The organism is Saccharothrix luteola (assembly GCF_020859565.1).
Lineage (GTDB): Bacteria > Actinomycetota > Actinomycetes > Mycobacteriales > Pseudonocardiaceae > Actinosynnema > Actinosynnema luteola.
On the sequence record NZ_JAJHUO010000009.1, the window covers coordinates 144,392 to 157,423 of the forward strand.

The following is a 13,032-nucleotide window of genomic DNA, read 5'->3' on the forward strand; positions in this document are numbered from 1 at the left end:
CGCGAATAAGAGCCGCCCGGGTCGACTAAGGGTTGTGGTCAGGGGGTGGGGAAAACGTAGCGTCGGTTGACGTTGGGGCGAAAGCTGACCAGGGGAGTGCCTGCGGTGGGCGACGACGAAAAGCTTCTCGGCTATCTCAGAAGGGCCACCCAGGACTTGCGCGAGGCGCGTCGGCGCATTGCCGAACTGGAGAATTCCGGTTCGACTTCGACCGAGCCCATTGCCGTGGTGGCGATGGCGTGCCGCTATCCCGGCGGGGTCGCCTCGCCCGAGGACCTCTGGCGGCTGGTCGACGAAGGCGCGGACGCGATCACGGAGTTCCCCGGTGACCGCGGCTGGGACGTGGACGGGATCTACGACCCCGAGCCGGGCCGGCCGGGGAAGTCCTACGCCCGCACCGGTGGCTTCCTGCACGACGTCGCCGGGTTCGACCCGGCGTTCTTCGGGATCAGCCCCAACGAGGCCCTCTACATGGACCCCCAGCAGCGGCTGCTGCTGGAGGTGTCGTGGGAGGCGTTCGAGCGGGCGGGCATCGACCCGGGGTCCCTCAAGGGCAGCCCGACCGGCGTGTTCACCGGGATGATGTACCACGACTACCCGGAGGCGCACAGCAACGGCTCGGTCGCCTCCGGCCGGGTCTCGTACGTGTTCGGCTTCGAGGGGCCGTGCGTCACCGTGGACACGGCCTGCTCGTCGTCCCTGGTGGCGGTGCACCTCGCCGTGCAGTCGCTGCGGTCGGGCGAGAGCTCGCTCGCGCTGGCGGGCGGTGTCGCGGTGATGGCCACGACCGACACGTTCGTGGAGTTCAGCAAGCAGCGCGCGTTGTCGCCGGACGGCCGGTGCCGGTCGTTCGCCGCCGCGGCCGACGGCACCGGGTGGGGCGAGGGCGCGGGAGTGGTGCTGCTGGAGCGCCTGTCCGACGCGCGGCGCAACGGCCACCGGGTGCTCGCGGTGATCCGCGGCAGCGCCACCAACCAGGACGGCGCGAGCAGCGGCCTCACCGCGCCGAACGGCCCGTCGCAGCAGCGGTTGATCCGCCGCGCCCTCAAGGACGCGGGGCTGGGTCCCGCCGACGTGGACGCGGTCGAGGCGCACGGCACCGGCACCCGGCTCGGCGACCCGATCGAGGCGCAGGCGCTGCTGGCGACCTACGGGCAGGACCGGCCCGACGACCGGCCGTTGTGGCTGGGGTCGCTCAAGTCGAACATCGGGCACACCCAGTCGGCCGCCGCGGTCGGCGGGATCATCAAGATGGTCATGGCGCTGCGGCACGGCGTGCTGCCCAAGACGCTGCACGTGGACGAGCCGACGCCGAACGTGGACTGGGCGGCGGGTGACGTCCGGCTGCTCGCGGAGGCCCGCGAGTGGCCCGCGTCCGACCGGCCGCGCCGGGCCGGTGTGTCGTCGTTCGGGGTGAGCGGCACCAACGCGCACGTGATCCTGGAGGAGGCGGAACCGGAGGACGTGCCGCCGGTGGAGGACAGCGCGGGCGTCGGTGTGACGCCGTGGCCGCTGTCCGCGCGCACCGCGGAGGCGTTGCCCGGTCAGGCGGCGCGGCTGTCGGCGGCCGTGCGCGACCTGCCGGTGGGTGCGGTGGGGCGTTCGTTGGCGACCACCCGTGCCGCCTTGGAGCACCGGGCCGTGGTGCTGGGCGCGGACCGGGCGGAGCTGGTGGCCGGGTTGGACGCGCTGGCCGCCGGACGGTCGGCGTCGGGTGGTCCGGTCGTCGTGAGCGGTGTGGCGCATGAAGAGCCCGGTGTCGTCTTCGTGTTCCCCGGCCAGGGTTCGCAGTGGGCGGGCATGGCGGTGGAGCTGCTGGACACCGCGCCGGTGTTCGCCGACAGCCTGACCCGGTGCGCCGAAGCGCTCGAACCGTTCGTGGACTGGCGGTTGACCGACGTGCTGCGCGGTGCGCCCGGCGCGCCGTCGCTGGAGGCCGTGGACGTCGTGCAGCCCGCTTTGTGGGCGGTGATGGTGTCGCTCGCGGCGTTGTGGCGTTCGCACGGCGTGGAGCCGGCCGCGGTGGTCGGCCACTCGCAGGGCGAGATCGCGGCGGCGTGCGTGGCCGGCGTGCTGTCCCTTGAGGACGGTGCGCGGGTGGTCGCGTTGCGCAGCGCCGTCATCGCCGGCGAGCTGGCGGGCAAGGGCGGCATGATGTCCGTGCCGCTGCCGCGCGCGCGTGCGCAGGAGTGGGTGGACCGCTGGGACGGGCGGTTGTCGCTCGCGGCGGTCAACGGCCCGGGTTCGGTGGTGGTGTGCGGCGAGTCCGCCGCGTTGGACGAGATGGTCGCGGGGCTGGCCGAGGCGGGGATCGAGGGCCGCCGCATCCCCGTGGACTACGCCTCGCACTCGCACTACGTGGAGGCGGTCGAGGACCGGTTGTCGGACGTGCTCGCGCCGGTCCGGCCGCGATCGTCCACAGTGGCCTTCTACTCGACCGTGACGGGCGGGAAGCTCGACGACACCGCGGTGCTGGACGCCCGCTACTGGTACACGAACCTGCGTCGGACGGTCCGCTTCGAGCAGGCGACCCGCGCGTTGCTGGACGACGGCTACGGCCTGTTCGTGGAGTGCAGCCCCCACCCGGTGCTCCAGGTCGGGTTGCAGGAGACCGTGGAGGACTCCGGCGAGGTGGCGGCGACGGTCGGCTCGCTGCGCCGCGACCACGGGGGGCTGGACCGGTTCGCGCTGTCGTTGGCCACGGCGTACGTGCACGGCGCGCCCGTCGACTGGACCGGCTTCTTCCCCGGCTCGGGGACGGTGGACCTGCCGACGTACGCGTTCCACCGCGACCGGTTCTGGCTGGAGCCGGTCGCGACGGCAGCCGACCTGCCCGCCGTCGGCCAGGACCGGGTGGACCACCCGCTGCTCGGCGCGGCGGTCGAGCTGCCGGACGGCGGCGGGCACGTGTTCACCGGCCGGTTGTCGGTGCGGACGCACCCGTGGCTGGCCGATCACGACGCGTTGGGCGCGGTGCTGCTGCCGGGCACGGCGCTCCTGGAGATGGCGATCCGGGCGGGCGACCACGTCGGGTGCGACCTGCTGGCCGAGCTGACGTTGCAGGAGCCGTTGGTGCTGCCGGCCGACGCGGACGTGCGGGTGCAGCTGGTCGTCGGGGTGGCCGACGAGTACGGGGCGCGGTCGGTCGCCGTGCACTCGCGGCGGGAGGGCGACGACGCCTGGGTGTGCAACGCGGTCGGGGCGCTGGCGGAGTCCGCGGCCCGGGCGCCTTCGATGGACTTGGGCGTGTGGCCGCCGGCCGGTGCGACCGAGGTGGACGTGACCGGGGCTTACGAGGCGTTGCTGGCACGTGGGTACGCCTACGGGCCGGTGTTCCAGGGGTTGCGCGCCGTGTGGGTGCGGGGCGAGGAGGTGTTCGCCGAGGCGGTGCTGCCGGAGCAGGCGCGGGGTGACGCGGACCGGTTCGGCCTGCACCCGGCGGTGTTGGACGCCGCCCTGCACGCGGCGCTGGTGACGGCGGACGAGGGCGGTGCGACGGCGCTGCCGTTCGCGTGGACCGGCGTGACGTTGCACGCCACCGGGGCCACGGCGCTGCGGGTGCGGTTGGCGGGGTCCGGGGTGGAGGTGGCGGACGCGACCGGGCGGCCCGTGCTGTCGGTCGACGAGCTGGTGATCCGGGAGGTGTCGGCCGAGCAGGTGAACGCGCGGTCGGGCCGGCGGGACACGCCCTACCGGGTGGAGTGGACGCCGCTCGTCGCGGTCGCCGGTGGTGTGGGCGGTGCGTGGCTGGAGGTTGGCGGCTGGTGGGAGGACGGTCACGCGGCCTTCGAGGGTGATGAGGTGCCCGAGGTCGTCTTGTGGCGGGTGCCCGAGCCGGCCGGTGACACGGTGGCCGCGGTGCACGCGGTCGTGCAGGGGACCGTTCGGGTGTTGCGGGAGTGGGTGGCCGAGCCTCGGTTGGCGTCCTCCCGCCTCGTCATCGTCACGGGTGACGCGAACGGGTTGGGCGTGGCCCCCGTGTGGGGCGCGGTGCGGGCGGCGCAGGCGGAGAACCCCGGGGCGTTCGCGCTCGTGGAGACCGATGGGCGCCCGGAGTCGGAAGCGGCGCTCGCGGCGGCGGTGGCCAGTGGCGAGTCCGAGGTCTCGGTGCGGGAAGGGGCGTTGGCCACGCCGCGGTTGGTGGCGGTCGAGGCCGGTGGGGACGCGCCGGAGTTCGACCCCGAGGGCACGGTGCTGATCACGGGTGGCACGACGGGGCTCGGCGCGCAGGTCGCCCGACGGCTGGTGGCCGGGCACGGCGTGCGCCACCTGCTGCTGGCCGGCCGCCGCGGGCCCGAGACGCCCGGTGTCGACGCGTTGGTGGCCGAGTTGACGGAGGCGGGCGCGGCGATCTCCGTTGCCCGGTGCGACTTCGCCGACCGTGACGCCGTCGAGGCGCTGGTGGGGTCGGTGCCCGAGGCGCACCCGCTGATCGCGGTCGTCCACGCGGCGGGCGTGCTCGACGACGGTGTGCTCGCGGCCCAGACGCCGGACCGGGTGGACCGGGTGCTGCGGCCCAAGGTCGACGCCGCGTGGCACCTGCACGAGCTGACCGCGGGTCTCGACCTGGCGGCGTTCGTCCTGTTCTCCTCGCTCGCCGCGACGCTCGGCGGACCCGGCCAGGCCAACTACGCCGCGGCCAACGCGTTCCTGGACGCCCTGGCGGCGCACCGGCACGCCGCCGGGCTGGCCGCCTCGTCGTTCGCCTGGGGTCTGTGGACCGGGACGGGCATGGGCGAGTCGCTCGGCGACGCGGACGTGCGCCGGATGGCGGCGCTCGGGCTGCCGCCGCTGGACGTGGACGCGGGACTGGCCTTGTTCGACACGGCGCTGCGGACCGACGACGCGCACGTCGCGCTGATGCGGGTGGACCGCGCCGCGCTGCGGGCGCTGACCGTCCGCAACGAGGCGCCGCCGATGCTGCGCGACCTGGCCCGGGTGCCCGTGCGGCAGAGCGTCGGCGAGACCTCGGCCGCCGAACGGCTGGCCGCGCTCGGCGACGAGGAACGCGCCCGCGTGCTGCTCGGCGAGGTGCGTGCCGCCGCGGCCGAGGTGCTCGGTCACGACGGCGCGGGCTCGGTCGACCCGGACCGGGTGTTCCGCGACCTCGGGTTCGACTCCCTCTCGTCGCTGAACCTGCGCAACCGGCTCAACGCGGTGACCGGGCTGCGGCTGCCCGCCACGCTGGTGTTCGACCACCCGACTTGCCGGGCGGTGGCCGCCTACTTGGACGAACTGCTCGGGGCACGGGTGGCGGCCCGCGCGGAGGTCGTGGAGCGGCGGGTGGACGACGACCCGATCGCGATCGTCGCGATGGCCTGCCGGCTGCCCGGTGGCGTGAGCTCGCCGGAGGACCTGTGGCGGGTGGTGGCGGACGGCGTCGACGTGATCTCCGACCTGCCCGCCAACCGCGGGTGGGACCTCGACGGCGGGTTCGACGCCCAGCCGGGCGTGCCCGGCAAGCACTACGCCCGCGCCGGCGGGTACCTGCACGACGCGGGGCTGTTCGACGCCGGGTTCTTCGGCATCAGCCCGGCGGAGGCGCTGACCATGGACCCGCAGGAGCGGCTGCTGCTGGAGGTGTCGTGGGAGGCGTTCGAACGCGCGGGCATCGACCCGTTGTCGTTGCGGGGCAGCGACACCGCCGTGTTCGCGGGCGTCATGTACCACGACTATCCGCTCAACAGCGCCTCGGGCGCGATCGCGTCCGGCCGGATCGCCTACACCTACGGCTTCGAGGGCCCCGCGGTCACGATCGACACCGCGTGCTCGTCGTCGCTGGTGGCGCTGCACCTGGCCGTGCAGGCGCTGCGGGCGGGCGAGTGCTCGTTGGCGCTGGCGGGCGGTGCGACTGTGATGGCGACGACGGAGACGTTGGTCGACTTCAGCATGCAGGGCGGCCTGTCCGCCGACGGCCGGTGCCGCTCCTACGGCGCGGGCGCGGACGGCACCGGGTTCTCCGAGGGCGTCGGGCTGCTGCTGGTGGAGCGGTTGTCGGACGCGCGGCGCAACGGCCACCCGGTGCTGGCGGTGGTGCGCGGGTCGGCGGTCAACCAGGACGGCGCGTCCAACGGGTTGACCGCGCCGAGCGGCCCGTCGCAGGAACGGGTGATCCGACGGGCGCTGGCGAGCGGCGGTCTGTCCACTTCGGACGTCGACGTGGTCGAGGGCCACGGCACGGGCACCTCGCTGGGCGACCCGATCGAGGCGCAGGCGCTGCTCGCCACCTACGGCCAGGGCCGCACCGGCGACCCGCTGTGGCTGGGGTCGGTCAAGTCGAACCTCGGTCACACCCAGGCCGCGGCCGGTGTCTCCGGGGTGATCAAGGCCGTGGAGGCGATGCGGCGCGGTGTGGTGCCGCCGACCCTGCACGCGGCCGAGCCGTCGACGCAGGTGGACTGGTCGTCGGGCGCGGTGCGGCCGGTCACCGAGGCGGTCGCGTGGCCCGCGGTGGCGCGCCCGCGCCGTGCCGCCGTGTCGTCGTTCGGCATCAGCGGCACCAACGCGCACGTGATCCTCGAAGCCGTGCCGCCGACGGACGTCGAACGGCCCGAGGTCGAGCCGCGGGTGGTGCCGTGGTTGCTGTCGGGCCGGACCGCCGAGGCGCTGACCGCGCAGGCCGGGGCGTTGCTGGCGGCGGGCCCGCGCGGCGGTGCGGCGGACGTCGGGTTGTCGCTCGCGACCACCCGCACCGCGTTGGAGCACCGGGCGGTGATCGTCGCGGCGGACCGCGCCGAGGCGGAGGCCGCGGTGTCGGTGCTGGCCGGCGGGCCCGGGGTGCCGCCGCTGGTGGAGCGGGCACGGCGGGACGCGCGCACCGCGTTCGTCTTCACGGGCCAGGGCTCGCAGCGGCCGGGCATGGGACGCGAGCTCTACGGGGTGTTCCCGGTGTTCGCCCAGGCCTTGGACGAGGTGCTGGCCGGGTTCGACCCGGTGCTGCGGGACGTGATGTGGGGTGAGGACGCGGAGCGGTTGGACCGCACGGAGTTCACGCAGCCCGCGTTGTTCGCGTTCGAGGTCGCGCTCTACCGCTTGCTGGAGTCCTGGGGCGTGCGGCCCGACTTCCTGGCCGGGCACTCGATCGGCGAGATCGCGGCGGCTCACGTGGCCGGTGTGCTGTCGTTGCCGGACGCGTGCCGGTTGGTGTCGGCGCGGGCAGGCCTGATGCAGGCGCTGCCCGAGGGCGGGGCCATGGTGGCGATCCAGGCCGCCGAGGCCGACGTGCTGCCGTTGCTGTCCGAGGGCGTCGGCATCGCCGCGGTCAACGGGCCGGACTCGGTGGTGATCTCGGGCGTCGAGGCCGACGTGGTGCTGGTCGCGTCGAAGTTCGAGCGGGTGAAGCGGCTCTCGGTGTCGCACGCGTTCCACTCGGTGCTGATGGACCCGATGCTGGACGACTTCCGCGCGGTCGCGACGGAGCTGACCTACCGCGAGCCGACCATCCCGATCGCGACGAGCGGTGACGTGACGGACCCGGAGTACTGGGTGCGGCACGTCCGCGACGCCGTGCGGTTCCACGACTCGGTGCGGCGCCTGCTCGGCGAAGGCGTGACCACCGCGCTCGAACTGGGGCCGGACGCGGTCCTGTCCAGCACGGGCCCGGACGTGTTCGTGCCGACGCTGCGGCGTGGCCACGGCGAGGAGCACCGGCTCGTCACCGCGCTCGCCACGGCCCACGCGCGCGGCACGGCGGTGGACTGGCGAGCGTTCTTCGCGCACACCGGCGCCGCGGTCGTGGACCTGCCCACCTACGCCTTCCAGCGTGACGAGTACTGGCTCGTCGGGGCCGACACCTCGGCCGTGGCGCGGCTCGCGGCGGAGCACCCGTTGCTCGCGGGCGCGGGCGAGGAGGCCGAAGGGCTCGTCGCGCGGCTGGCTCCGCTGTCCGAAGTGGACCGCCACCGCGTGCTGCTCGACCTCGTGCGCGTCCACGTGGCCGCCGTGCTCGGGCACGCCACCGTGGCGCCGGTGGAGCCCGGACGACCGTTGCAGGAGTTGGGTTTCGACTCCATGGCGGCGGTGGCGCTGCGCCGTCAGCTCGGCGCGGCGACGGGGCTGGAGCTGCCGGTGACCCTGGCGTTCGACCACCCGACGTGCGAGGCCCTCGCCCGCTACCTCGCGGTCGAGATCCAGCCGGAGGACGGCGGCGCGGCGGGCGCGGTGCTCGGCGAGGTCGAGCGGTTGGAGGCGGCGCTGGCCGCGGCCGGGCCGCTCGACGGCGACGCGGAGCTCGTCACCGCCCGGCTGGAAGCGGTGTTGCGCCGGTGGCGCGACCTCCAGGGCGGCGTCGGGACCGACGACGCCGATTACGAGGCGGCCACCGACGAGGAGCTGTTCGCGGCGCTGGACCGTGAGTTCGGTGCGTAGTCCGCGGAACGTGAGCGCGGCCGGTGTGGGATTGGGTGGATGAGGCGATGGGCGACGACGACAAGCTCCGGGACTACCTCCAGCGCGCGACGACCGAGCTGCGGCAGGCGAAGCGGCAGCTGCGCGAGGCGGACGAGCGACGGCACGAGCCGATCGCGATCGTCGCCGCGGGCTGCCGCTTCCCGGGCGGGGTGAGCACGCCGGAGCAGCTGTGGGAGCTGGTGGAGGGCGGGGTCGACGCGATCTCGCCGTTCCCGACCGACCGCGGTTGGGACGCCGACGCGCTGTACCACCCGGAGCCCGCGACACCGGGCCGCACCTACGTGACGCGGGGTGGGTTCCTGCACGACGCGGCGGAGTTCGACGCCGACTTCTTCCGCATCAGCCCCCGGGACGCGCGGGACACCGACCCGCAGCAGCGGCTGCTGCTGGAGACCGCGTGGGAGGCGATCGAGCGGGCCGGCATCGACGCCACCGCGTTGCGCGGCACGGCGACCGGCGTGTTCACCGGCGTCGTCTACCACGACTACGCCATCGGCGCCGGTCCCGGCGGACTGGCCAGCGTCGCCTCTGGCCGGCTGGCCTACTTCCTGGACCTGGTCGGCCCGGCCGTCACGGTCGACACGGCGTGCTCGTCGTCGCTGGTCGCCCTGCACTGGGCGGTCCGGGCGCTGCGCTCGGGCGAGTGCTCGACGGCGCTGGTGGGCGGTGCGACCGTGATGCCCGGCCCGGAGTCGTTCGTCGGCTTCAGCCAGGACAACGGGCTGGCGCCGGACGGCCGGTGCAAGTCGTTCGCCGACGCCGCCGACGGCACCGCGTGGGGCGAGGGCGTCGGCGTGCTGCTGCTGGAGCGGCTCTCGCAGGCCCGCCGTGAGGGGCACCCGGTGCTCGCCGTCGTGCGCGGGACCGCGATCAACTCCGATGGCGCGAGCAACGGGCTCACCGCGCCCAACGGCCCGGCGCAGCAACGCCTCATCCGCGCCGCGCTCGCCGACGCGCAGGTGCCGGCCGACCAGGTGGACCTCGTCGAGGCGCACGGTACCGGCACCACGCTGGGCGACCCGATCGAGGCCGTGGCGCTGCTGGAGACCTACGGCCGGAGCAGGCCCGCGGACCGGCCGCTGTGGCTGGGGTCGATCAAGTCGAACGTCGGGCACACCCAGGCCGCCGCCGGCGTCGGCGGTGTGATCAAGGTGGTGGAGGCGATCCGGCGGGGCGTGCTGCCGCGCACGCTGCACGTGGACGCGCCGTCGTCCAACGTGGACTGGTCGCGCGGCGCGGTGCGGCTGCTCACCGAGCAGGCGCCGTGGCCGGAGAACGGCTACCCGCGTCGCGCGGGCGTGTCCGCGTTCGGGCTCAGCGGCACGAACGCCCACGTGATCATCGAGGAGCCGCCCGCCGACGAGCCGGTCGCGGACCGGGCCGACCGGGAGCCGGGCGCGGTGCCGCTGCTGCTGTCGGCCCGCACGGCGGCGGCGCTGCCCGCGCAGGCCGCGGCGTTGCGCGACCACGTGCTGCGCGACACCGCCGTGAACGTGGCCGACCTGGCGTTCTCCCTCGCGACCACGCGGGCCGCGCTGGACCACCGCGCGGCGGTGGTGGCCGAGGACGTGCCGGGGCTCCTGCGCGGCCTGACCGCGTTGGTCGAGGGCACCGCCGTGCCCGCCGGGGTGTCCACGGCCCACGCCAAGCCCGGTGGCCGCACGGCGTTCCTGTTCACCGGCCAAGGCGCGCAGCGGCTGGGCATGGGACGCGGGCTGCACGCCGCGTTCCCGGTGTTCGCCGCCGCCCTGGACGAGGTGCTGGCCGAGTTCGACCCGGTGCTGCGGGACGTGATGTGGGGCGAGGACGCGGGGCGGCTCGACCGCACCGGGTTCGCCCAGCCGGCGCTGTTCGCGTTCCAGGTGGCGTTGTTCCGGCTGGTCGAGTCGTGGGGCGTGCGGCCGGACCTGCTCGCGGGCCACTCGGTGGGCGAGCTGGCCGCGGCTCACGTGAGCGGTGTGCTGTCGCTGCGTGACGCGGCGGTGCTCGTCGCCGCACGGGGCCGGCTCATGCAGGCGTTGCCGAGCACCGGCGCGATGCTCGCGGTGGAGGCGAGCGAGGACGAGGTCGTGCCGCTGCTGGACGGCCGCGTGGACGTGGCCGCGGTCAACGGGCCGACGTCGGTGGTCGTCTCCGGCGAGGAGGAGGCGGTCGACGCCGTCGACGCCCACTTCACCGCCCTCGGCCGCCGGACGAGGCGGCTGCGGGTGTCGCACGCGTTCCACTCGCCGCTGATGGACCCGGTGCTCGCCGAGTTCGCCGATGTCGCGCGCGGCCTCGACTACCGCGCGCCGTCGATCCCGATCGTCTCCACCCTCACCGGGGAACCGGTCGGCCCGAACGGCATGACGGCCGACTACTGGGTGCGGCACGTCCGCGACACCGTCCGCTTCCGCGACGGCGTCCGCCGGCTGCACGCCGAGGGCGTCACCGCGTTCCTGGAGCTGGGGCCCGCTTCCGTGCTGTCCGCGATGGGGCCCGACTGCGTCGAGGACGACGACGCGGTGTTCCTGCCGACCGTGCGGGCCGACGGGGCGGAGCGGCACGACGTGTTCGCCGCGCTCGCCCGCGCCCACGGGCTCGGCGTCACCGTCGACTGGGCCGGGGTGTTCGCGGGGTGGGACGTGCGCCGCGTCGACCTGCCCACCTACGCCTTCCAGCGCCGTCGCTACTGGCGGGACGTGCCCGTGCCCGCGGTGGACCCGGCCGACGCGCTGCGCTACCGCGTCGACTGGCACCCGGTGACGCCGCCGGCCGCGCGCCTCGACGGCACGTGGCTGGTCGCCCACCCCGCCGGTGACGACCCGCGCCTCGACGCGGTGCTCGCCGGGCTCGCCGACGCCGGCGCGCTGGTGCTGCCGATCGAGGTGAGCGGCGCCGACCGGGCCGGGCTGGCGACCACGTTGGCCGCCGTGCCCCGACCCGACGGCGTGCTGTCGCTGCTGGCGTTCGACCGCACCGCGGAGCGTGACGTGCTGTCCCGCGGCCTGGTGGACAACGTCGTGCTGGCCCAAGCGCTCGGCGACGCCGGGATCACCGCGCCCCTGTGGTGCGCGACCGCCGGCGCGGTCGCCGTCGGGACCGGGGAGCCGGTCGACGCGCGGCAGAGCGCGACGTGGGGCCTGGGCATCGGCCTCGCCCTGGAGCAGCCGACCACCTGGGGCGGTCTGGTCGACCTCCCGCCGCACGTGGACGCCCACGTCGTCGAGCGGTTGAGCGCCGTGCTGGCCGAGGACCGCGGCGAGCACGAGGTGGCGATCCGGCCGGGCGGCGTCTTCGCACGCCGCCTGGTCCGCGGTTCCGGTGGCACGCCCGGCGAACCGTGGCGGGCCCGCGGCACCGTGCTGGTCACCGGCGGCACCGGCGGCCTGGGCGCCCACGTGGCGCGGTGGCTGGCCGACCACGGCGCCGAGCACGTCGTGCTCACCAGCCGCAGCGGCCGGGCCGCCGACGGCGCGGCCGACCTGGAAGCCGACCTCGCCGCGCGGGGCGTCGAGGTGACGATCGCCGCGTGCGACGTGACCGACCGCGAGGCCGTGCGCGGGCTGCTCGCCGGGCTGCCCGACCTGACCGCCGTGGTCCACGCCGCCGGCGCGTCCCAACCGCTGGCCCCGCTCGCCGAGCTGGACGCGGCGGCGTTCGCCCGGGTCGGCGCGGCGAAGGTCGGCGGCGCCGCGCACCTCGACGCCCTGCTGGGCGACCGGCCGCTGGACGCGTTCGTGCTGTTCTCCTCCGGGTCGGCGGTGTGGGGCAGCGCGGCGCAGGCCGCCTATTGCAGCGCCAACGCCTACCTGGACGGCCTGGCCGCCGACCGCCGGGCGCGCGGCCTGACCGCCACCGCCATCGGCTGGGGCTCCTGGGACGGTGGCATGGTCGACGACGGGATCGCCGCGACCATGCGGCGGATCGGCGCGCCGGCGATGGCGCCCGGCCTCGCCCTCCGGGCGTTGCGGCGGGTGCTGGAAACCGGCGACGCGGCGCCCGTCGTGGCCGACTTCGACTGGGCCCGCTTCACCTCCGTCTACACCTCCGCCCGACCGCGACCCCTGCTGGCCGCGCTGCCCGAGGCCGCGGCCGTCGCCGACCCGTCGCCCGAGCCGGGTGAACCGGCGCTGGCCGCCCGCCTGGCCGCGCTGCCCGCCTCCGAACGTGCGGGCGCGGTGCTCGGCGCGGTGCGCGAGCAGGTGGCCGCCATCCTCGGTCACGACGACCCGACCGAGGTGGACCAGGCGCGCACGTTCACCGACCTGGGGTTCGACTCCGTCGCCGCGGTGGACCTCCGGGCGCGGCTGAACGCCGTCACCGGTCGCAGCCTGCCCAGCACCCTGGTCTTCGACCACGTCACCCCCGGCGCGCTCGCCGACCACCTGCACTCGGTGCTCGGTGACGGCGAAGCGGAGCCGCCGTCCGCGCTCACCGAGCTGGACCGGCTGGAACGGGCCGCCGCCGGCCTGTCCGCCGACGAGATCGCCCGCCTGGGCCTGGTGGCGCGGCTGCAGGCGTTGGCGGGCCGGCTCGGCGACGTCGGCGGGTCCGCGGGCGACGTCGAGGACCGCCTCCGCGCCGCGTCGGCGGACGACCTCTTCACCTTCATCGACACCGAGCTCGGAATCTCCTGACCCC

Annotated in this window: 2 pseudogenes; both read left to right on the forward strand. The window is 75.4% G+C overall.

The annotated features are described in order from the left end of the window. Nucleotides 1-123: 123 nt before the first annotated feature. Nucleotides 124-8,367 (forward strand): annotated as a pseudogene (locus LNK82_RS14860) (type I polyketide synthase); the annotation flags it as partial. A gap of 47 nt (nucleotides 8,368-8,414) precedes the next feature. After that, a pseudogene (locus tag LNK82_RS14865) lies at nucleotides 8,415-13,028 on the forward strand (type I polyketide synthase); the annotation flags it as partial. Between the last annotated feature and the right edge of the window lie 4 nt (nucleotides 13,029-13,032).